Annotated in this window: 23 protein-coding genes; 20 read left to right on the forward strand and 3 right to left on the reverse strand. The window is 69.0% G+C overall.

The window, feature by feature from the left end; genetic code table 11:
- Nucleotides 1-562: helix-turn-helix transcriptional regulator (locus WDU93_RS13855; protein WP_337321662.1), on the forward strand; the 562-nt coding region annotated here is incomplete at its 5' end.
- Nucleotides 563-679: 117 nt separating this feature from the next.
- Here the strand turns inward: WDU93_RS13855 and WDU93_RS13860 are convergent.
- Together WDU93_RS13860 and WDU93_RS13865 are read right to left on the reverse strand one after the other, a co-directional pair.
- On the reverse strand, nt 680-1,045 hold the full coding sequence (locus tag WDU93_RS13860) for a hypothetical protein (protein ID WP_337321664.1): 366 nt from the start codon (nt 1,043-1,045) through the stop codon (nt 680-682).
- A 29-nt stretch (nt 1,046-1,074) separates the two neighbouring features.
- Nucleotides 1,075-1,548 carry a Dps family protein gene (locus WDU93_RS13865; RefSeq protein ID WP_337321665.1) on the reverse strand — a complete coding sequence of 158 codons (474 nt, stop codon included), beginning with the start codon at nt 1,546-1,548 and terminating at the stop codon, nt 1,075-1,077.
- A gap of 138 nt (nt 1,549-1,686) precedes the next feature.
- Here WDU93_RS13865 and WDU93_RS13870 point away from each other — a divergent pair, with 138 nt between their 5' ends.
- The 5 genes from WDU93_RS13870 (at nt 1,687) to WDU93_RS13890 (ending at nt 8,205) form a co-directional block, all read left to right on the forward strand.
- Nucleotides 1,687-2,385: an RraA family protein gene (locus WDU93_RS13870; RefSeq protein WP_337321666.1), complete on the forward strand. Its 699-nt coding sequence runs from the start codon at nt 1,687-1,689 to the stop codon at nt 2,383-2,385.
- 289 nt (nt 2,386-2,674) lie between these two features.
- The gene (locus tag WDU93_RS13875) at nt 2,675-4,339 is read left to right on the forward strand and encodes an arginine--tRNA ligase (protein ID WP_337321667.1); all 1,665 of its coding nucleotides are present in this window, start codon (nt 2,675-2,677) and stop codon (nt 4,337-4,339) included.
- A gap of 273 nt (nt 4,340-4,612) precedes the next feature.
- A complete protein-coding gene (locus tag WDU93_RS13880; protein WP_337321669.1) occupies nt 4,613-5,707 on the forward strand; it encodes a DNA-methyltransferase in 1,095 nt (364 codons plus the stop codon).
- A gap of 133 nt (nt 5,708-5,840) precedes the next feature.
- On the forward strand, nt 5,841-6,983 hold the full coding sequence (locus WDU93_RS13885) for a hypothetical protein (protein WP_337321671.1): 1,143 nt from the start codon (nt 5,841-5,843) through the stop codon (nt 6,981-6,983).
- 43 nt (nt 6,984-7,026) lie between these two features.
- Nucleotides 7,027-8,205, forward strand: a complete 1,179-nt coding sequence (locus WDU93_RS13890; RefSeq protein WP_337321673.1) for a hypothetical protein — start codon at nt 7,027-7,029, stop codon at nt 8,203-8,205.
- A 5-nt stretch (nt 8,206-8,210) separates the two neighbouring features.
- Here WDU93_RS13890 and WDU93_RS13895 read toward each other — a convergent pair whose 3' ends face one another.
- Nucleotides 8,211-8,492 (reverse strand): helix-turn-helix domain-containing protein, encoded by a 282-nt coding sequence (locus tag WDU93_RS13895; protein ID WP_337321675.1) that lies wholly within the window; start codon nt 8,490-8,492, stop codon nt 8,211-8,213.
- Between the two features lie 374 nt (nt 8,493-8,866).
- Here WDU93_RS13895 and WDU93_RS13900 point away from each other — a divergent pair, with 374 nt between their 5' ends.
- The 14 genes from WDU93_RS13900 to WDU93_RS13965 all read left to right on the forward strand — a co-directional run bounded on the left by WDU93_RS13900 (nt 8,867) and on the right by WDU93_RS13965 (nt 21,899).
- Entirely contained in the window at nt 8,867-9,748 is an 882-nt protein-coding gene (locus WDU93_RS13900) for a bifunctional DNA primase/polymerase (protein WP_337321677.1), read from the forward strand.
- Complete coding sequence (locus tag WDU93_RS13905) at nt 9,745-10,461, forward strand: DUF2637 domain-containing protein (protein WP_337321679.1); 717 nt, start codon at nt 9,745-9,747, stop codon at nt 10,459-10,461. The genes WDU93_RS13900 and WDU93_RS13905 overlap by 4 nt, the downstream gene beginning before the upstream one ends.
- Nucleotides 10,458-10,877, forward strand: a complete 420-nt coding sequence (locus WDU93_RS13910; RefSeq protein WP_337321681.1) for a hypothetical protein — start codon at nt 10,458-10,460, stop codon at nt 10,875-10,877. Before WDU93_RS13905 ends, WDU93_RS13910 begins: the two co-directional genes overlap by 4 nt.
- A gap of 247 nt (nt 10,878-11,124) precedes the next feature.
- On the forward strand, nt 11,125-11,949 hold the full coding sequence (locus WDU93_RS13915) for a hypothetical protein (protein WP_337321684.1): 825 nt from the start codon (nt 11,125-11,127) through the stop codon (nt 11,947-11,949).
- A gap of 6 nt (nt 11,950-11,955) precedes the next feature.
- On the forward strand, nt 11,956-13,029 hold the full coding sequence (locus tag WDU93_RS13920; protein ID WP_337321686.1) for a ParB N-terminal domain-containing protein: 1,074 nt from the start codon (nt 11,956-11,958) through the stop codon (nt 13,027-13,029).
- Nucleotides 13,016-13,468, forward strand: a complete 453-nt coding sequence (locus tag WDU93_RS13925; RefSeq protein WP_337321688.1) for a hypothetical protein — start codon at nt 13,016-13,018, stop codon at nt 13,466-13,468. Before WDU93_RS13920 ends, WDU93_RS13925 begins: the two co-directional genes overlap by 14 nt.
- 57 nt (nt 13,469-13,525) lie before the next feature.
- Nucleotides 13,526-14,224: a hypothetical protein gene (locus WDU93_RS13930; RefSeq protein ID WP_337321690.1), complete on the forward strand. Its 699-nt coding sequence runs from the start codon at nt 13,526-13,528 to the stop codon at nt 14,222-14,224.
- A gap of 16 nt (nt 14,225-14,240) precedes the next feature.
- Entirely contained in the window at nt 14,241-15,413 is a 1,173-nt protein-coding gene (locus WDU93_RS13935; protein ID WP_337321692.1) for a M23 family metallopeptidase, read from the forward strand.
- A gap of 68 nt (nt 15,414-15,481) precedes the next feature.
- Entirely contained in the window at nt 15,482-15,748 is a 267-nt protein-coding gene (locus tag WDU93_RS13940; RefSeq protein ID WP_219869363.1) for a DUF6112 family protein, read from the forward strand.
- A gap of 7 nt (nt 15,749-15,755) precedes the next feature.
- Entirely contained in the window at nt 15,756-16,595 is an 840-nt protein-coding gene (locus WDU93_RS13945) for a hypothetical protein (RefSeq protein WP_337321697.1), read from the forward strand.
- A 76-nt stretch (nt 16,596-16,671) separates the two neighbouring features.
- On the forward strand, nt 16,672-16,995 hold the full coding sequence (locus WDU93_RS13950) for a DUF6112 family protein (RefSeq protein ID WP_337321698.1): 324 nt from the start codon (nt 16,672-16,674) through the stop codon (nt 16,993-16,995).
- A 36-nt stretch (nt 16,996-17,031) separates the two neighbouring features.
- Nucleotides 17,032-18,690, forward strand: a complete 1,659-nt coding sequence (locus tag WDU93_RS13955; protein ID WP_337321699.1) for a conjugal transfer protein TrbL — start codon at nt 17,032-17,034, stop codon at nt 18,688-18,690.
- A gap of 180 nt (nt 18,691-18,870) precedes the next feature.
- Nucleotides 18,871-20,319, forward strand: a complete 1,449-nt coding sequence (locus WDU93_RS13960) for an SCO6880 family protein (RefSeq protein WP_337321701.1) — start codon at nt 18,871-18,873, stop codon at nt 20,317-20,319.
- 47 nt (nt 20,320-20,366) lie between these two features.
- Nucleotides 20,367-21,899 carry an ATP-binding protein gene (locus WDU93_RS13965; RefSeq protein WP_337321702.1) on the forward strand — a complete coding sequence of 511 codons (1,533 nt, stop codon included), beginning with the start codon at nt 20,367-20,369 and terminating at the stop codon, nt 21,897-21,899.
- Nucleotides 21,900-22,068: the final 169 nt, after the last annotated feature.

Here is a 22,068-nt window from a genome sequence, read left to right on the forward strand (position 1 = left end):
GAGGGCGACATCGATGGGCGAAAATGCCGGCACGCTACATCTGGGGGAGGCCGCGATGGCCACGTTACGGCGCAGACTCGTCACCCTCTCCGAACACAGATTGAAGGTGGTCGATGACTTCGCTGTGTACGCGGACCTCGCGAGTCTGTTCTCAGACATCGGACGCATGGCGGGGAATGGGTCGTCGGCGAGCAGTTCTCCGGACCGGTCACGGCGGACAGTGCGTCTCGAAGTGGCGAGGGCGGTGTGGGTGTTACGTCAGGATCCGGCGAAGCCTTGGTCCGTTCGCGCTCTCGCTTCCGAGGTCTCCCTATCGGAATCGCAACTGACACGACTCTTCCGGGAGGAACTCGGAATCGGGCCTGCTGCATTCCTCTGGAACGTGCGGATCGATCGCATGGCCGAGCATTTGGTGGAGAATCACCTCTCTGTCGCGGAGGCATCGCGTGAGACTGGCTGGTCGAGCCGCTCCGCTGCGAGTCGCGCATTCAAACGACGCTATGGGATCAGCCCGGTCGAGTTTGCGCGTGAGCGGGCTGAGCGACTGCTAATTCCGGAGTGACTCGGACACTCGGGCGACGTCCGGAGTCGGCAGTAGGCGTTTGCAAGAGGGATCGCGGCAGGTCGGCTGCTATGTCAATGCTGGAGAGGGCTCCGGAGAGTGACCCGTCCAAGTCCTCTACTCCTGCGAGAGAGCGCTTGGGCTGTCGATAACGAAGCGGAACCGCCCGATCGTCGTTTCTCCAGACCTTCGCTCGGTAAGCGAGAGGCCGACGACGACGGTGTCGTCTCTCGCCCAGCCGATGTGGAAGGACTTCCGATGTCTATTTGGCCAAGACAAGGTGAGCTTGCCGCCGCGCGTGAGCCGCCATGTCCCTGTAGTCGTGGACAGCCCTCGGGTATGAACGGTGCGGCCATCGGCGTAGAACCGGTGAGTCGATTCGTCGTTGTAGACCAGGTCCGCTCCGAGAAGAGCGGAACGGTAATCCGCGAAGCACGAGCCGACGAACATGTCCTCGGGTGTATTGAGAGGCTCAATATCCATATCTGCTGTGTCCGGCCGGCAGTGCGCAGCTATTCGGCCAGGTGCGCGAAGAGGAACCATCGGTCCTTCGCGAGCGTCTGCATGACGGCGATCGCGACGTCGTGACTTGGAAGGTCGACTCCGTCGAGACCTTCGATGGCAGCTTGCGTGTCGTCGATCACGATGTCGAGGTCCGCAACCAGAGCTCGCACCGCGTCGTCCCACTGACTGAACCCAGCGGTGACGTGCGTCGAAGTACTCGAGGCAAGCCGTTCTACGCGTGCGTCGACCGGCATTCCCAGTGCGATGATCCGCTCGGCGGCTAGATCAGCACTGGCGTGGGCGTTATCGACGATTGAGTCGAGAAGTTCGTGGATCGCGAAGAAGTTCTGGCCGCGTACGTGCCAGTGTGCATGCTTGCCGTTGACAGCGAGAGCCTGGAGCCCAAGCACTATCGGCGCGAGAAGTCCCGACGCCACCACCGCGTCGGGTGCGGTCTCGAGGGTCGATTGAGTGTCGGACATCTTGGCGCGCCTCCGCATCGGCAGTCTCCGTGTACTTGGTCCATTGTGGTCCTTAAGGTCCAATCATGTCTAGTGTGGACGTGTAGCGTCGACCGTTGCAGACACCATTACGGATCTGTCCTACGAGGGGGGAACCCGATGGAAGCCGATCCAGAAGACCGCTCGCCGAGCGTGGCGGAAGCGCGTCGGTCGCTCTTGGCTGCGGGACTCACATGCGCTGACGTGACAGATGCGTTGGGACGAGTACATCGACACCGAGCACACGTCACCGGGCTGATAAGCCCCGTTCCCTCGCGCGGCATGTTTGGCCGAGTCATCACTATCTCGTTCTTCCCCACTTGCGCCGAGCGGCTGAACCCCGGGGAGTTCAATTTCGGCCGGTTGTTTCATCGGGCGGTGCACGGCGCATCAGCTGATCCTGCGCACACTGTTCTGGTGATGGCGAGCAACGGCTACACGGAGACGTCACTCGCTGGAGGAACCAAACTCTCTCGACTCGCCAATGCCGGACTCGCCGGAGTGCTGACCGACGGTCGACTCCGTGACTTCGATGAACTGGCAGACGAGCCCTACGCTGCCTGGTGTTCGGGGGAAGCTGTGGCATGGGGTGGAGGTGACGTCACGCCGTTCCAAGCAAATGTCCCCGTCGTGATCGGGGGAGTCGGTGTACATCCTGGACAGTACGTTCTCTGCGACTCATCCGGCGCGGTGTTCGTTCCCGAAGTCGACATCGACGCGGTGCTTGAGACCGCCCATCAGATCCGAAGAGATGACGCCGACTTCCGCAGCGTGATCGCACGGGAGAACAGCGATGAGGCGCACGGGACTGAACGTTGACCCATCAAACGCAAGATCGCGCGACGCCCGACCTCGAGTCGATGACTCTAGGGGACCTCCTCGAGCGGGTACCAGAAGGCTGGACGCGTGCGATCTACAACGGGCGAAGCTACGGATTGGCGCGCTCCACTCGCGCACACGGGCGAAGCGTCACGATCTCGGCTCGAGAGCTCGGTGGCACCGATTACGTGAGCGCGAATATCTATCGAACCGCCGCTGCGGATCACCTACGAGCTTGTGAAATCCCCCCATCCAAGGTGGTCGCGTTCCTCCGTGCGTGGACGCCTGCATGACTCAATCCCTCAGCGCTGCATTGCTTGCTGCCTTCGCCGCGCTCGCAGAAGAGCGACGACCAGGCTCGTGGGCGGAGATGGCTGCTGTGGACCTCGCTTTCGAGCGGTCCCGGACCCGTGACCATGGCGACTGGGCCTCCAATGCTGCCCTCAAGCTCGCTAAGAGCTTCGGAGCCCAGCCGCGCGAGCTCGCGATAGAGATCGCGCGGCGTTTGACCGAAACGCCAGGTATCGCGAACGTCGAGGTCGCGGGTCCGGGCTTCATCAACGTTCGCCTAGACACGGCGGCTAACGGCGCCATTGCCAAGACGATCGTGGAAACAGGAAAAGCGTTCGGTTCGAACTTCACACAGCGCGGTCGACCAATCAACCTCGAGTTCGTGAGCGCGAATCCCACCGGGCCGTTGCACATCGGCCACGCCCGTTGGGCCGCACTCGGCGACTCGATCGGGCGGCTGCTACTCGCCAGTGGCGCCACACTCGTACGGGAGTTCTACATCAACGACGCCGGGGCTCAAGTGGAGCGTTTCGGCCGCTCGGTGCTCGCCGCGGCGAAAGGTGACCCGACGCCGGAGGACGGCTATCCCGGCTCGTACATAACCGACCTCGCGATGCGGGTGATCGCTGCGCACCCTGACTTGCTCGGGCTGTTGGTGGAAGCGCAGCTGACGACAGCCCGCGACCGCGCCTACGACCTCCAATTGAGTGATCTACGCTCCTCGCTCGCGAAAATCGATGTGCACTTCGACATGTGGTTCTCGGAGCGCGAGTTGCACCCAAAGCCTGAGAACGGCGGTCCAAGCCTCGTGGACCGGGCCGTCGCCCGGCTGAGCGAGAAGGGCCACGTGTTCGACGAGGAGGGTGCGGTGTGGGTACGCACAACCGACTTCGGCGACGATAAGAACCGAGTCATCCGGCGGTTCAACGGCGACTACACGTACTTCGCAGCCGACGCCGCGTATTACTTCAGCAAGGGTGACCGCGGCTTCGCCCATAAGATTTACCTGCTCGGTGCTGACCACCACGGCTATGCGCCGCGGCTCAAGGCTCTCGCCGGCGCCGCCGGGGACGACCCCGAGAAAGACATCGAGGTGCTCGTCGGACAGCTTGTGTCGATCGATGGTGCGCGCCTGAGCAAGCGCTCGGGCAACATCATCGAACTCGACGACTTGCGCGACTGGCTGGGCACTGACGCCCTGCGCTATTGGCTCGAGCGCTATCCCATGAGCTCGCCGCTCTTGCTAGACGCGGAGATTCTTCGCAAACGCACGAACGACAACCCGGTCTTCTACGTGCAGTACGCGCACGCTCGCACGCATAATGCTGCGCTCAAGGCCGCAGCATCAGGCGTCACGCGCGACGAGTTCTCCCCCGGCCTGCTCGCACACGAGACCGAGTCGGTACTTCTGGTCGCGCTGCACGAATTTCTTTGGATCGTGTCCCTTGCCGCGGAACTGCGCGAACCGCACCGCGTCGCCCACTATCTGGAGGAGCTCGCAGGCCTCTACCACCGCTGGTACGACCAGTGTCGAATCACTCCAATCGGCGGAGAAGCCGTCATGACAGTGCACCGATCACGGTTGTGGCTCAATGATGCGACCGGCCAGGTCCTCCGCAACGGGCTCTACCTACTGGGCGTAAGCGCACCGGAACGGATGTAGACACCACGTCCGGGCGCAGGTGAGAACGGTCGACTGTCGTCAGGGACTGACGGCGTGGGCGCCCACCCTGGCTGCCACCTTCCAGCCCTGATCGTTGATTGCCGATCGTGTGGAGCACTTGGAGTGGGGCCCGGGCGTCCGCTGGGTCGACGACCGAAGGGGTGATCGGGAAGCGGCGGCATGGGTGCTCGGCGGGCGTTCGGGTGGGCGTACCTGGCTGGCACGGGTTTCGCCGGGCAACGGCGGCGAACATGCTCTGAGAGCAGGTACTCCATGCCGCACGAGGTTCCGCATGCCTATGGGTCCGGCGATCTTCCTGTCGAGATCGACCGGGACGGAGCGGTCATCTTCGGTGGGGACGCTGTCGGGGTCCTTCCCCGGCTGGCCGCCGGAGTGGCGGATGCGCTGGTGACAGACCCGCCCTATGGCCTGGAGTTCAACGGGCACGCTTGGGACGGCGCCGCGGGGTTCGCGGAGTCGCTGCCGGACGTCGACCTGTCGACCATGACCGGGCCGGAGGTGTTCGAGGCGTGGTGCGCGGCGTGGGCGCGCGGCGCATTGCACGCGTTGAAGCCGGGCGCGCACTTGGCGGCGTTTGGCGGCACCCGCACGTGGCATCGGATGGTGCGCGGGATCGAGGACGCGGGGTTCGAGGTGCGCGATCAGATTGCGTGGCTGTACTCCTCGGGGATGCCCAAGAGCATGGATCTCGCGTATGCACTGGACAAGCGCAACGGGGTGCTGCGCCCGGACCGGGTGGTGCAGGAGTCAGAGCGGGAGGGAGTGCTCGGGACGACACGTCGTGTCGTGCAGCAGGGCGCACCGGTCAGCGAGGACGCGAAGCAGTGGGCGGGCTGGGGCACCGGGTTGCGGCCATCGTTCGAGCCGATCATCATCGCCCGCAAGCCCGTCCCAGGCACGGTGGTCGATAGCGTGCTGACGCATGGCACCGGGGCGTTGCACATCGACGCGGCACGGTTCGGTGAGGGCCGGTGGCCGGCTAATGTGGCGTTGGATGGCGCGCAGGCCGAGGCGCTGGATCTGCTGACCGGCTCGTGGCGTGGAACGCCGGCCTCGAGTCGGTTCCCGATCTTCCGTTACGAGCACAAGGCGCCGGGAACGGAGCGGCCGCGCGCGTTCGGGGTCTCGCATTCGACGGTGAAGCCGCTGTCGTTGATGCGGTGGCTGGTGCGCCTGCTCACCCCGCGGGGCGGCCTCGTGCTCGAGCCGTTCGCCGGCTCGGGCGCGACGGTGGAGGCGGCGCTGGAGGAAGGGATGCGGGTGGTCGCGATCGAGAAGGACCCCAGCTTCGTCCCGCTGATCGCCTCACGCATCGACCGCGTCGCGATGCGGCACACCGACCCCTGACCCGCCGGCCGGGCGAACACCCGGAGCGGGTTGAGAAGACCGCGGAAGGAAGCGACCATCGAACGCTCGTGAGCGGCGCCTACCTCTGTGATGTGCGCGAGGAGTGCGCACCAGAGAGGTAGGAGGGACCATCATGGCGGAGCTTCCCGATGACGGCGACCGTGGCGAGCTATGGCGCGTGCGGGTACCGGTCGTGTTTGACATCGCCGCACGCTCCTGGGCGCAGGCTCGCGGGATCGTCGATCAGGCGCTCACCTCACGGTCTATCGGAGCGCTGGCCGCGCCCGAGGGACGCGAAGGCATCCGCGGCTGGTCGCATCAGGAGGACTCCTACCCGGGGTTGAACACGTCGGCGTCCACGCAGCAGACGTTCCTCGCAGACCTGACAACGATCGAGGTGCTCCGCGCTCTCGTGGAGACCGAGGCGCAGGAGCCGGGCACGCTGCGCGTGCTGACCGACGCGGAGGTGCAGCAGCTGCGCATCACTCTGGCGGCGACGGACCGGTACGTGGAGATCCCGAACCCGGAGTACCCCGAGTCCGATCCGCTGTTCGCCGGCCACGCCAGCGAGGCGGCACCCGAGTTGCCCGACGGGTTGTACGAGGGCAAGGACTTCAGCGGGCGGCCGGTCCGACTCGCCGTGGGCCCGTCCCGCCTGAGCCCGCTCGGGCGCACGGCCGCAACCCTGCCGGTGGGCAACGTGGACTCCCGTTCCTTGGCCCAGATCGCCGAGGCGCTACAGGACTACGACCGCACCCAGCACCCGTCCGCCGCACTGGAGCAAATCTCCCACCTGATGCGGGCCGCCGGTCACGACGGCCTGGACTCCCGGGAGCTCCTCGCCAACCGCGCGGCGAGAACGCGGCCACAGGTCGTCACGGTCGGGTTAATCACGTGGTCCGACGACCCCGACGTCGAGCCCTCGATCCTCATCGGCTCCCGCAGCACCGATCTCGCCCGCCGCGTCGCGACCCAGCTCTACGAGGAGCTCGCAGAGTCCGAAGCCTTCGCCGGCGGCCGCGAGTTCATCGACAAGCACACACCGATCCAGCAGTGGAACACACCCGCGGACGTCGATCTGTGGCTCGAGGCTCTCGCCGACGAGACCCCGATGCCGCGGGCGACCATCACCCAACTGCCCGTCGCCGATCTGACAGGTTCCGGTGGGCAGTACGCGCGGGACCTGTCCTACGCGCTCGCCCGCCGTGCCTCGCAGCTCGCCGCGGGAAAGGCAGCGCCGTCCCGCTCGGACGCCGGGCCGGCACGCGAGCTGTGACCTACCTGACCCTCAGCGCCCACGGCAGGACGAGGAGCACACCATGACCGACGCAGAGCAGAAGTTCACCATCCCGGTCGTCTTCGAGGTCGCCGGGACGACGCGGGAGCAGGCGGCACAGGTGCTGCACGCGCTGCTGTCCCGAGCGGACCGCTTGTTGACCGACGCTGCACCGCTGCGCGACCTCGGCGACGTCTTCTCCCCGCTGGAGGATCGATGGTTCCCCGAGGCCGGGCTGAAGCACATCGACGGGAACAGTCACGCCGACCTGCGGCTGCGAGAACCGCACGCGTTCGCCGACACCTATGCGGAGACTCCTGTGTTCGACATGCTCGCCGAGATCTTCCCCGAGGAGCCGGACCCGGATGCGTTCCGTGATGAGCACGGTGAGGTGGATGAGAACGCCTACGGGGCGGCGTTCGACGAGTTCACCGAGCAGGCACTGGATATCGCCATGTACCTGCGGCGTCCCACCTACCTCCTCGAGCGCGTCGAGGAGGTCCAGCGGCTACGCGAGGGCATCGCGGCACTGCTCCAAAAACACCCGTTGCCGGCGGAGCCGCGCCGCCAGGACTACCTGGTCACGATCGCACCCGGCTACGAGGGCGAGATCGAAGGAGCCCGTTACGCCTGGGACCACACGCAGTGGCAGGCAGACTTCACCCGGATCGCTGGGGCCCGCGAGCAGCGGCTGCGCCGCCTCCTCGACACCGACACCGTGAACGCGACCTCTTCACAGTCCAACCACCGTGTGGCGCCAGCTCAGCAGGCCAAGAGAGCCGAACCAGAGATGAACGAGACGGCTCGGTCTGCTCGATCGACCACACCGGCCGTAGACGCCTCACCCGCGCAAACCCAGCCACCCGAAACGAAAGAGCTGTGGACCTATCGCGTTCCGGTCGAGTTCGAGGTGTCCGCGCACACCGCACACGAAGCGCGCACGTTGGTCGACGACGGCCTGACCGGCGACGCTCCCCCAGGAACACCCGCGGCCGTGCAGCAGCGGCAACGTGTTCTCGCAGATGGTGACGTGCACGGAGTGCTCGGCTGGCGCCACCTCGGGAACCACGACACACTCCCGTCGCTCTCCTCACGTCTCGAGCGGGGAGCGCTGCTGTCAGACCTGCTGCGCGATCGCGGTCACCGGCTCACCGGGCACGAGGCCACCGGTGACCTAGAGGCACATCGGCGCGGACTGCGCCCGGATCTACCCGGCCGGTGACCCGGCTACGTGTCCGGCCACTCGACATCACGTCCGGACGGGAGCAGTTCTGCAACTTCGAGCTGGAGCGCCTGCGCTAAGCGCACGAGCATCTTCAACGAGGGGTTGGCCGGTGACCCTGCCTTCCAGAACCCGCGCTCGAGCTGCTGGTAGTGCGTGCGCGTGAGACCGGCCCGGTGGGCAAGGTTCTCCTGCGTGACATCCAGCGCGATCCGGCGACGCTGCAGTTCAATTCCGAGGTTCTTGGCGTACTCCTCCCAAGACAAAGGCGCGGGAGAGGAAGGCACACCTCTACGCTGACGAGACCCGTCCCTATCGTCAGCCAGAAATATCAGGCATAATCTATCTGGCTTAAGGTCTCGAGCTCCCCACCTGCGCTCAGCACAATCGGCAGCGCCGGGATCGTCCACTCCCCCGGGCGTACCAGACGTAGGACGTGTCCGAATCGCGCGTCTTCGTTGCTCAAGCGCGCATATCAACACCAATCGCTGGACGGAACCTTTTCGACCAGGTTCCGATCGGTAGAAGCCGCACCTGCGTGTTCGAGGCAGCAACACGCCGCATCGAGGCCACCCTAGCGGCGCCGGGTTACCGGCTGATGACGCGCACCTGACTCTTGCAGTTCGGCGCTCGTCGCCTGAGCTGCGGGAGGAGGCAAACAGTGATCGAGAGGCTGCACGAGACCCTGAGCGCCGTGCGTTCGCACGATGGCACCCTGCGGGACGCCGCCCTGATGTATGCGGCTGCCGGCCTGGACGTGTTCCCCTGCGTCCCGGGCGGCAAGCAGCCGCTGACCACGCGCGGATACCGGGACGCGACCACTGGCGCGCGCCGTATCCGGGGATGGTGGGCCTGGAGGCCCGAGGCTAACATCGGCATCGCCACGGGACACGGGCTGGACGTGCTCGACATCGACGTGCACGCCAGCGGCGACGGCTACCGCACCCTCGAACGCCTCCACCGCGCGGGCATGGTGCCCGGAGCGCTCGCCGCGGTGCGCACACCGTCCGGCGGCACGCATCTGTACTTCCCCTCCGATCCCGACCGGCCACAACAGACATGGTCCCGCGGCACACGGCACGTCGACTTCCGCGGCACCGGCGGCTACGTCCTCGCCCCACCCTCGACGGTGATCGATCAGGGACGACGAACGGGATACACCATCCTCACGCTCAACGCGAGACCGCGCCCGGTCGACGGCGACCGGATCCGCGAGCTGCTCACCCCCATCCGCCCCCGCGTCACCACACCACGAAGCGACGCAGCGTCACGGGGCGGCGAAGAACTGACCCGCTGGCTCTTCGGCGCGGCCGACGGCAACCGGAACGCCAGCCTGTTCTGGGCATCGTGCCGCCTGGCCGAGCAGGGCTTCGACGAGCAGGGCATCCACGATCTGCTCGACCGGCCCGCGCTCGCCGTCGGACTGGGTGCCCGGGAGATCGAGGCGACCATCCGATCCGCGTGGCGCACCATCCAGCTCACACCCGCGGCCGATGACGGGGGCCGATCGTCCAGTGCGATCCGGGGAGCCGTGCGGCGATGAGCACTCCCGCCCCGCCCCGCACCGCCGAGCTGGCGGATGCAGGCGTGGCCGGGCCCGGAAGCGGGGTGCCGCGACTGGTGGTCGCCAGTAGTGTCACCGGCACCCTGGTTCTCGCGCTGGGCGCGTTCTGGCTGTCCTTCACCACGCTGCAGGACCTGGCGATCATGGCCGGCATCCCTGCCGGGCAGGCGTGGGTGTGGCCGCTGATCGTGGACGGCGTGATCCTGGAGGCCACCATCTCCGTCGTCGCGCTGCGCAACCAAGCACCGGCCGCGCGCCGCTACGCGTGGCTGCTGCTGGCCTCCGGCGCCGGCGTGTCCGTCGCGGCGAACATCACCCACGCGATCGTCGCCGCCGACGCCCGCGTGCCCGCGGTGGTCGCGGCACTGGTCGCCTCCGTGCCGCCGCTGGTGCTGCTGGCGATGACCCACCTCACCGTCGAGCTCACCCGCAACGCCGCCCCCACACGCAGCGACGCGACACCGCCGGCTCGTGAGGATGAGCGCGCCACGCCGCGCGCCGAACGGACGCGCCCAGTGTCCGCGGGGCGGGAGCGAGTGCGCGGCGATCGGGAGACACGAGAGCAGGCGGCACGGCTCGCAGCCGACGGGGTCTCGCAACGGCAGATCGCAGCGCAGCTGGGCAAACACCCGACCACGATCGGCCGGTGGCTGGCCGTACCTGACGAGGACACGGAAGGAGACCCGTCATGACCGACCCCGCACTTTCTGATCCCGCAGGCAGCGGGAACCCAACCGACACAGAGCGCCCAGGTACGGAGCGTGCCGACACCAAGCGGCCCGATACGGAGCGCCCTGATACGGAGGGCGCGCACGTGATCGCCCGCCACGGCGACCCGAGCGTGGGACGCACGCCCGCACCGGCCGGACACCCGGAGACCCATGTGGAGTGGGTGCGTCCCACCGACATGGCCGCTCGCGCCGGCGCGCGCGTGATGGAGAAGACCGCGGACGTGAACCAGGACGTCCACGAGCTCGTCCGCCAGGCCTCCCGCGACGGCGCCGCCCGCATCCGCCGCGCGCTGTCACACCGCAAGGCGGATCTCGTCCCTGATGCATCGACCAGCCCCGCGCAGCCCGTGCTGGGCAGGCAGGGGGTGAGCCGGTGACCTCTGCCTGCCCGGGCAGCCACCCGACGCCCGGCCCCGCATCCACCACCTGACCGACTACCCCGCCGCCGCGACACTGCGGCGGCCCCGTGCAGCGCGACAGCACCGTGTGCGTCGCGGCGCGGCTCAGTGACGCCTGAAACGAGCGCCCCGCCTGGAGGCACGTGCCACCGGTGAGGGCGCGGCGGGTGTCTCGCGGATGCGGGTTCATACCTCGCTTACACCCAGATCCGCACAGGGAGTCGCTATGCACGATCCATCCGTCCCAGACCGGACGAGTCCGAACTTCACAACCCCGGAGGGCCTGCGCCAGGTCCTCATCGACCTGAACACGCACAACGCGTGGGCGACCAGCTCGGTGGCCGCCGAGCTCATGGTCTACGCCACCGCGAAGTACACCCCGGTCGCCCGCGCCTGGCACCGCGACCCGGCCGATGCCGCCTACGAGGCGTTCATCGCCATGCGGCAGTCCACCACGGTGAAGGCCGACGATCCGTGGGCGGTGGTGACCCGCGCGGTCGCGCTCGGCATCGCCGCCGAAGCTCACGCCGACCGGGGCATGACCAGCCAGGACAAGGCCCGCCGCCCCTCCAAGCGCCCGAGCGAAGAGCCGGTACGTGCGGGGCACTACGAGGAGTTCTTCTACGACGTCCACCCGCACGCCACCGAGCTCGTCGGCGGCGCCGGCCGGGACGATGACGGCTCCGCGGACCCGGTGATCCGCACCGTGTGCGTGTTCCTCGTCGTCGCCGGGTGGCCCGCCCGGCAGGTCGAGCAAGCGGTGGACTACATCGCCCACCGCGTCGCATCCCTGTCCTCGGGCGGTTCCGCGGTGGAGATCGTCTCGAAGGACCTCAGCATCGCGGTGCGCTTCGGGTACCGGCGGGAGGAGTGGGCAGAGCTCGTGCGCCTCCTCGTCGGGATCCCCGCCGGGCGCCGCCGGGCCGGGCGGTACGGGCTGCTGGCGCGGGTGCTGCTGGGCGACGACGTCGCGGACCTGCTCTCCGATACGGCGCTGGTCGACGTGGTGCGTCGGATGGCTCCCGTACCTGACGTTCGGGAAGGACGGTGAGCCGAGGTGGCGCGCGGGCATCTGGTGCTGGAGCAGGCGATCGATCAGATCCGTCGCGGCTCGCAGTACCGGCGCGACCCGGACGAGGACCTCGACGAGCTGTGCGGGTCGCTGGAGCGCGTCGGGATCCTCAACCCGCCGGCGATCACCGAGGACGCGGTGCTGATCACCGGGAACCGGCGCCTGGCGGCGATGGAGCGCCTGGGCTGGCGGGTCACCCCGGTGTGGGTGGTCCCGGATGTGTCCGACAAGCTCTCCTACGTCCTCGCGATCCGCGACGAGCAGACCCTGCAGAAGGCCCTGAAACCGCTGGAGCAGGCAGAGCTGTACGAGGAGCTGAAGGCCCTCTACGCGGAGGACGCGCAGCGTCGCGACGCGGCCACCCGGTTCGGGTCCCCGGATCGTGACGCCCGCGTCAGCGAGGCACGGGACGGGGGTGCCGAATCGGCACCCCCGTCCGGCGGCGGCAAAGCCCGAACGCAAGCGGCCCGTGCGGTCACCGGGCGGGACTCGCGGACCATGCTCGAGCAGATCAACGAGCTGCGCCGCATCGCCGCCGATGACACTGAGGACCCGTACGTGCGGCAGGAAGCAGCCGAGGCGCTGATTGAGCTGAACACCGATGGGAAGGTCAACGGCCGCTACCTCGCTGTCAAGACCGCGCAGAACCTCGCTGGCATCCGCCGTGCCGCTGACGACTCCGACGCACCGGACACGGTGCGTGCGTCGGCGCGGCAGGAGCTGCAGACCTTGGAGAAGCTGGAGCGACCTGCCGAGGTCGCGAGAGAGTCTGGGCTGGCTCTGGCCCGCCTCACCCAGTTGCGCGAGAGCGCCGCTGGCGTGGAGCGGGTGGGGTGGAAGGATGCCGACCCGCTGCTGCGGGAGAAGCATCAGATCCGCAAGCTCGTCGATCTGCTGCGCCGCGAGCACGGCTGGTGGGACCGGTTTGACCCGTCCGACTTCGGCCGCCACGCCGAAGCGGACCAGTGGGAGCTCGTGGAGACCTACATCGATGCGTCCGCGGCATTCCTGGACGCGGCGCGCACGGCCCGGGAGGAGACGGTCGATGCCGACGTTTGAGGACCCGGCCAAGGATGCCGACGAGCTCGGCGAGGCCGCCCGCGGGCTGGCCTACGCCACCCGCCGCATCTCCGTGCCGGATGACACCTACCGGGTGCTGGGCTCGATGCACTCCGCGCTCACGAGCGTGCAGCAGTCGCTTCGGCAGTTGGCGGACTGGCACGAACGGCACAGCCCGTTCGCGGCGACCGATGATGGAGATCGAGCTGCGGGCCAGGAGCAGGCGGCCAAGGCGTCGGGTTGGCTGACGATCGCCGCGGCATCGCTGGACCAGGTCGTCCAGCTCGTCATGACCGCGCAGAGCGAGAACGGCCGGATCGCCTGGCAGCCCGAGCCCAGCCCGCTCGATCAGGCCCTTCAGGAGCGTTCCGCAGTCCTCGACGCGGACGCTCTGGCAACCGAGCAGGCGCGTGAGGACTTGGGGCGCCGGTTGGAGTGACCTGCGCGGGTGCGCACCTGTGAGGTGCCAGACGACTCGGACAGGAGGCACCCCGTCATGACCGACCCCGCCCGCACCGGCCCGGACCGGACCCGCCGGCTTCGGCTGATCATCTCCCTCGCCGCCGCAGGCATCATCCTGGCCGTGCTGACCGGCGTCGGTATCTACGGCCTGGTCGCCGGACCGCCCATCCCACGCCCGGCACCGGCTGACCCGACGGGATCGTCGACGCCGGGCACCGTGGCGCCGACGTCTCCGACCCCCGGCGCCACGGAGCTGGCGCCGCTGCCGGAGACGAGGAGCCCGGAACGGTTCGCCGAGGCCGTGACGGAGGCACTGTTCGGGTGGGACACGTTCACCACCTTCAGCCCCGACGATCACCGGGCGGTGCTGCTGGAGGCTGCGGACCCGTCCGGCGCGGAGACGCCGGGACTGATCAGCGACCTGTCCCGCTACCTGCCGTCGGATGCGACGTGGCGGGACCTGCAGGAGTACCGCACCGCGCAGTGGATCGACATCGACCGGCTCTACGTCCCCGACCAGTGGTACGAAGCGGTCGCCGCCGCCGACGGACAGCTCGCCGACGGTCTGGTCGCCTATACCGTCGAAGGCACCCGGCACCGCACCGGGGTCTGGTTCGACGAGCAGGTCACCTCGGAGCATCCGGTGGCGTTAACGATGTTCCTGTCCTGCCCGCCGGCCACCGACCGGTGCGTTCTGCTGCGCCTGTCGCAGCTGGACAACCCGCTGCGCTGAACCCGGGAGCGGCGTGATGAAGAAGGCCCTGGTCGCCCTCGTGGCGTGGGTGCTGCTGGCACCGATGCTTGCCCTGGTCGGCGTGGGGGTGCTGGTCAACCCGGCGGTGACGAACCAGGCGATGTGCATCGCCAGCGGCGTCGTGCTCGGACCCGTCCCCGACGAGCTGGAGGTCTCCACCGCGGACGGGGCGACGTTCACCCTGAACCGGCAGCAGCTCACCCACGCGGCCACGATCATCGAGACCGGCGCCCGCACGCCCGGAGTCGGTCGCGACGGGATCCTCATCGCGCTGATGGCGGCCCTCACCGAGTCCACGCTGCGGCAGCTCGCCAACACCGGCGCGTACCCCGAGTCGGGCGAGTACCCCAATGACGGCAACGGGTCAGACCATGACTCGCTCGGGCTGTTCCAGATGCGCCCCGCATCCGGGTGGGGCACGGTCGCCGAGCTGATGGACACCGGCTACCAGGCGCGCGCGTTCTACGGCGGACCGGACGGCCCGAACTATCCGTCGCCGCGGGGGCTGCTGGATATCCCCGGGTGGCAGCAGATGGACAAGGGCGAGGCCGCCCAGGCGGTCGAGGTCTCGGCCTACCCGGACCGGTACCGCAACTACGAGCCCACCGCCCGGACGATCCTGCAAGCCCTCACGACCGGCGGGAGCAGCGGAGGCGGGTCGGGGGTTCCCGGCGACGCGGACATCCCGGAGACCACCGCACTGGTGTTCCCGCTGTCCAACGGCACCTACACGCACACCTCGGACTTCGGATGGCGCAGCGACCCGTTCACCGGCGAGCGGAGCTTCCACGCCGGCACCGACTGGGCCGCCGCCGACGGCACACCGATCTTCGCCCTCGCCGACGGCGTCGTCACCTACGCCGGGATGGTCGGAGGCACGTCCGGGCAGATCACCATCGAACACACCATCGACGGCGAACGCATCGCGAGCGTCTACATCCACATGTGGGCGCACGGCATCCACGTCCAAGCCGGCGACCGGGTCATCGCCGGGCAGCACATCGGCGACGTCGGCTCCAGCGGCCGCTCCACCGGCCCGCACCTGCACTTCCAGCTGCACCCCGGCGGCGCCGGCGCCTCCCCGGTGGATGCGATCCCGTGGCTGGCCGACCACGGTGTCGAAGGCCTCGACGCCCCGACCAGCGGCGGCCCAGGCTGCGCCTTCTAGGACCCCACCACCGGGGCCGGGTGCGCACCTGTGCGGTGACCAGCGTGCTGTGACGGAGAGGAACCGCTGTGGATGTGTACCCGGACTTCGATGCCGTCGGCGGCCGCTCGACCCTGATCGGCATCGTCGGCGCCCTGCTGACGATCACCCTCATCATCGCGGTGCTGATGCTGATCATCTGCGCCATCGTGTGGGCGGTGTCGTCCTCCACCGGCAACGCCACCTCCGCCGCGCGCGGCCGGGTCGGTGTGTTCGTCTCCATCGGCGCGGCCGCGCTCGCCGGTGCCGGTGTGGCGTGGCTGAACTTCCTGCTGCGCGTGGGCACCACTCTCTGAGGACGCCATGGCCGATACGCAGCCCCAGCTCACCAGTCATCAGCTCCTCCAGGTCCTCGAAGAGGAGCACCGTCCCGGCGGGGCGTGGATCTACCACACCGACCCGGACTGGCCGCCCAGCGCGGCGATCGTGTTCCCCGAACGGATCCTGCTGCGCATCACCACAGCGGCAGGCGATGCCGGATACGTGTGGGGCGTCGAGGAGTGGGACGGCCGGGATGAGACCTACCGGCCCGTCCCGGGCGGCGCCGGCTCAGCGGCCACGCCGGACGAGATGATCGGGATCGCTGCGACGTTCATCGACGAGGAGAACATCGGCGAACCTCTCCCGCTGACCACGTATCCGCTGGCCGAAGAGCTGGCCGAACGCATCACTGCCGGCTACCCGCATGCGCACTGGCGCTCCTACGTCAACAACGCCTACGGCAACGTGCTCGAGTACCCCGAGCGGCAACGGTTGACGTTCTGGGACGACGCGAACTTCATGGGCTCCGTCGACGGGTACACCTGGGTGATGGAGGTCTGGTCGACCCGTCAGCAGAACTGGGTCGAGGTCGAACCGTTCAGCGACGTCCTCTCCATCACCGAGCTGCGTGCGGTCATCAGCACCTTCCACGACGAGAACGAACGCGACCTCGCCGACGAACGAGCCGTGCTCCGGGGCGGCGGCGAACCGACGGCGCGGGCACTGGCCCGTGATGCCGTGCACGCCTCACACAGGGCGACCCGGCTCACCGAACAGCTCGCCGCACGCGCCGAAGAACTCGACCCGGACTCCGCCGGCCCGAGCGGCCTGCGGGCAGGCGTCTCGCGTACCGCGCCCGCGGCACGGCGGCTGGGTCTGTAACCGGAACGCGGGGTCCGCACCTGTCGCGATGAGCCCCGCACCGGGCAGGGCTCACACATTCGTGAAGGAGCCCCGCATGACCCTCATCCTCGACGCCCTCGCCCAGGCGGCGACCGTGCTGCCGGCGCAGATCGACATCAACCCCAACGATTCCGGCCTGCCGGGCATCGCAGCGCTGCGCACCATCGTCGGCGCCGTGATGACCGTCGGGCTCATCCTGTCCGTCCTCGCCCTGATCATCTCGGCCGTGGTCTGGGGCTTCGGTGCCAACAGCTCCAACCCGCACCTCGCCTCCCGCGGGAAGCTCGGTGTGCTGATCTCCTGCGGTGCCGCGATCATCACCGGCGCGGCGGTCACGCTGATCAACTTCTTCTGGAACGTCGGCCAGACCGTCTCCTGACCCGCCCCCTTCGACTCATGAGAGGAGGGGAACGGTATGGACGGGATCTGTGACGTCCCCATCATCAGCAACGTCTGCGACGTCGCCGGCGAGACCGCCGCGACGCTGATCAGCGCCCCGTTCGACTGGCTCGCCCAGGCCGTCGGGCAGGCTGCGTCCTGGATGTTCCAGGGCGTGTGGTGGCTGTTCGACACCACCACCCTGGTCGACCTGACCGCACCCGGCTACATCACCGTCTACAACGTGATGTTCGGGATCGCGATCTTCATCATGCTGATCTTCTTCTGCCTGCAGCTGATCACCGGCCTCATCCGCCGCGACCCGTCCGCGCTGTCCCGCGCCGCCCTCGGGCTGGCACGCAGCGTGCTCGGCTCGTTCCTGGTGCTCACCCTCACCACCACGCTGCTGGAAGTCGTCGACCAGCTCACCATCGGGGTCATCCAGGCCACCGGCACCACGTTGGAGGAGATGGGCGCGAAGATCGGGCTGCTGGTCGCCGGGCTCACCGCGATCAACCTGACCGCCCCCGGGGCCGGGGCGATCATCACGATCTTCTTGTCGTTCCTCGCGCTCACTGCCGCGGCAATCGTGTGGTTCAGCCTGCTGATCCGCAAGGCGCTCATCCTCGTCGGTGTCGTGCTCGCCCCGATCGCCCTGTCGGGCGGGTCCTGGGATGCCACCCGGGGGTGGTTCGGGAAGTGGGCGAGCTTCGTGCTCGCGCTGATCTTCTCCAAGCTCGTTATCGCGGTGGTGTTCCTCGTTGCGATCAACCAGACCAACGCGCCGATCGACTTCGACCTCGCCTCGATCGCCGACCCGGTCGCGGGGATCGTGCTGATGTTCGTCGCCGCGTTCGCCCCGTACATGATGTACAAGTTCATCTCGTTCGTCGGCTTCGACATGTACCACGTGATGTCCGCCGAACAAGAGGCGAAGCAGTCCATGAACCGGCCGCTGCCGATGTCGGGCAAGCCCGACGGACCCGCTCCCAAGCAGGTCCTCGACGGCGCCGGCGACGACGGACCCGGCGGCGCCGGGGGCAGTGGTGGGCCTGGCGGACCGCCGCCTCCGCCCGGAGGCGGCCAGGCGGCCCCCGCCGGGCAGACGGCGGGGGCAGGCGCGGGTGCCGGCGGTGCGGCGGGTGGAGGCAGTGCCGGCGCGGCCGGGGGCGGGGGTGCGGCCGCGGGCGGGGGTGCAGCTGCCGGCGGTGGTGCAGCTGCCGGCGGTGGTGCAGCTGCCGGCGGTGGCGGTGCCGCAGCAGGCGCTGGCGCAGGCGCCGCGGCCGGGCCGATCGGAATCGCCGCGGTGGCCGGCGCGAAGATCGCCAAGGGCGCCGCGGAAGCCGGGCCCAAGCTCGGCGGCGCGGTCGGCCGCAGCGCCGAAGGACATGCCTCCGCGGCGCAGGAGGGCCAGAGCACCCCTCCCACCGGGGCGCAGCAGCGTCAGGACACCCCGCGCCCCGCACCGTCGCAGATCGGGGCCTCCACCCAGCCGGCCACGCCGCCGGCGAACGACCCGCAGGGTGGGCGGCCTCCGGCGAACGACCCGTCCCAGCGACGCTCCCAGCCCCGGCCGACCTCGCCGTCCCAGCCGTCGCCGTCGCAACCGGCGTCGCCGCCCCCGCAGGCGCAGGCGGAGCCACGCACCTCACCACCACCAGCGGCGCCGCCCCCGACGGATCCGGGCATGCGGTAACGCCCATCGGGCACGTCGAGAGGAGGTGAACTCGCCTCGCCCCGGAAGCGGCGGCGCACCCGGCTCGGTCAGCTGTAGCGACCTGACCGAAGCCACGGAGCGTCGCCGCTTCCGCACGTCCAGGGGCGCGATGCGTACCTGGCAGACGACCACACCGTATGCGTCGTCCGAAGGAGCGTCATGGCCACCACCGACTACGAGCTGAGCCCGGTGAAGTTCTCCCGGCTCACCACCCGCGGCATCATCCTGGGCCTGTCGCTGCCACAGGTGATCGCCCTCGCCACCGGCGCGGTCATCTTCATCGCCGCCCTGTACGCCGGCGGCCCCGCAGCTCTCTACACCGCCCCGGTGTGGCTGACCATGGCGGCGCTCGCGGTCGTCGGAGTCGGCGGGCGCAAGCTCATCGAGTGGGTGCCGATCACCGGGCACTGGGTCTGGCGCAAGGCGGCCCGGCAGACCGCCTACCGGCGGCGGATCGTGGGGCCCCGCCCCGCCGGCACCCTCGCCCTGCCCGGTGACGCGGCCGCGCTGCGGCAGTACGAGGATCCCGAGTCCGGGGCGGTGATGGTGCACGACCCGCACGCGCAGACCCTGACCGCGATCCTGGAGGTGACCCACTCCGCGTTCGTGCTGATGGACCCCGGTGAGCAGGAGCGGCGCGTGCACGGCTGGGGTCGGGTGCTGTCCACGGTGTGCCGCTCCGGGCGGATCGCCCGGGTGCAGGTCCTCGAGCGCACCGTCCCGGACTCCGGGTCCGGTCTGTCGCAGTGGTGGGCCGAGCACGGCCGCGACGACGGGTCGTGGGTCGCGAAGACCTATGCCGAGCTGATCGAGCGCGCCGGGCCCGCCGGGGAACGGCACATCACCACCCTGTCCCTCGCATTGGACATGCGCGCCGCCTCCCGGCAGATCCGTTCCGCCGGTGGCGGGATCAAGGGCGCCGCCGAGGTGCTGCGGCAGGAGATGCACACCCTCACCACCGCGCTGCGCGCCGCGGACTTGAAGCCCTCCGACTGGTACACGCCAGGGGATCTCGCGGTGATGCTCCGCACCGCCTACGACCCGCAGATCGCCGCCACCCTCGACCGGGCAGGAGACATCGGCCGCGACCTCGCTACCGCCGGGCCCGTCGCGGTCGAAGAGACCTGGGTAAGGCTGCGCTCAGACTCCGCCCACCACGCGGTGCTCTGGGTGTCGCAGTGGCCTCGCTCCCAGGTCTACCCGGGATTCCTGGCCCCGATCCTGCTCTCCAGCGGCATCCGTCGGGCGGTGACGCTGCTGTACGACCCGGTCCGCTCGGACCAGGCCGCCCGCGATATCCGCAAGAAGAAGACCGAGTACATCAGCGACCAGAGCCAGCGGCAGCGGATCGGGCAGATCGAGGACGCCTCGCAGTCCGCCGAGTACGCCGACGTGCTGCAGCAGGAGGCGGACCTCACCGCCGGGCACGGCGTGCTGCGCTACACCGGGCTGATCGCCATCTCCGCCCCGAGCATCGACGAGCTCGACGCGGCGGTCGCTGCGATCGAGCAGGCCGCGATCCAGGCCTCCTGCGAAACCCGCCTGCTGGTCGGGCAGCAGGCGCAGGCGTTCGTCGCCGCAGCCCTGCCGCTGGGCCGCGGCCTGTGACCCGCACCTGACCACCGGAAAACGCAGGCGAGGGAACGGGGTGCGCGATGGGCGCGGACGACACACGCAGGAAGCTGTACTCGACGGTCTTGGTCGAGACCGGCAAGGGCGACCGGAAGGCCAGGCGGCAGCGGCAGCGGGCCGCACGTCAGGTCCTCGCGCAGGACCTGGCCACCACACGCGCCGCAGCCAAGGCGCGATACGAGGCGGAACGGGCCGAGGCCCGCGCGACCACATACCTGCCGCGTGGCGGCGAGCCGGGGCCGGCGGCGCTGCGCTCACCGCGACGGTTCCGGGTCCCTGCCCACCAGGACACGTCCGCGGCGTTGCAGGGTGCGTACCCGTTCCTCGCCGAGGGCGGGCTCGGCTCGAACGGCGTGTTCGTCGGCCAGGACCTCTACAGCTCCGGGTCGTTCGTCTACGACCCGTGGGTGCTCTATCAGCGGGGCATCATCACCGCCCCCAATCTGGTGTTGGCCGGGATCGTCGGCAGCGGAAAGTCCAGCCTGGCGAAGTCGCTCTACACCCGGTCGATCGCGTTCGGTCGCCGCGTGTACGTGCCCGGTGACCCGAAGGGCGAGCACACCCCAGTCGCGCAGGCCGTGGGCGGGAAGGCGATAATCCTCGGCCACGGGCTCGGCGCCCGCCTGAATCCGCTGGACGAGGGCTACCGCCCGGGAGGGGTCGCCGACGACGAGTGGGCCACCACCGTCGCCGCGCGCCGGCGGGATCTGATCGGAGCGCTCGCGGAAACGGTGCTGGAGCGGTCGTTGACGCCGTTGGAGCACACCGCGATCGATGTCGCCCTGCGCGCCACGGTCTCGCAGAGCTCGGTGCCGGTCCTGCCGATGGTGGTCGACCGCATCCTCGCCCCCGACCGCGCCGAGGACACTGACGGGCGGCTGGCCGAGGACGGGCGGCTGGTCGGGCACGCGCTGCGGCGTCTGGTCGCCGGGGACCTGCAGGGCCTGTTCGACGGCCCGTCCACGGTCCGGTTCGACCCGTCGCTGCCGATGCTCTCGCTGGACCTGTCCCGCGTCGTGGAGAACAGCACCCTGATCTCGGTGCTGATGACGTGCTCGTCGGCGTGGATGGAGTCCGCGCTGCTGGACCCGAACGGTGGGCAACGGTGGGTCGTGTATGACGAAGCATGGCGGCTGATGTCGCACCCGTCGCTGCTGCGTCGCATGGACGCCCACTGGCGCCTCGCGCGGCACTACGGCCTCGCGAACCTGCTCATCTTCCACAAGCTCAGCGACCTCGAGAACGTGGGAGACCAGGGATCGGCGATGCGCGCACTCGCGTCCTCGCTGCTCGCGAACGCGGAGACCAGGATCATCTACCGGCAAGAATCCGACCAACTCGGCGCCACCGCGCAGGCGCTCGGGCTGACCGGCACAGAGCGGAAACTGCTGCCCTCCCTGGGCACCGGGCAGGGGCTGTGGCGGATCAAGGAGTCCTCCTACGTCGTGCAACATCAGTTGCACCCTGCTGAGTTGCAGGCCTTCGATACTCGGTCTCGGATGCTTGATGAAGGTAACGGGTTCCGTGGAATCCGTTCGGAAATCCAGGGAATCTGAGTGCTCACGACCGGTTTCAGGGTCGTCGAGCGTGCGGGTTCGGGGAACTGGAGCCGTCATCGTTTGAGGGTGACGTGCTCCTCGGCGCGTCGATGGTGTCGGTCGGCGTGGCTCGGACCAGGGCGATACTGGTTGGAGGGGTTCACCTGCGTTGGAAGGGAGATGCGAT

It is taken from the genome of Microbacterium istanbulense (assembly GCF_037204145.1).
Lineage (GTDB): Bacteria > Actinomycetota > Actinomycetes > Actinomycetales > Microbacteriaceae > Microbacterium > Microbacterium istanbulense.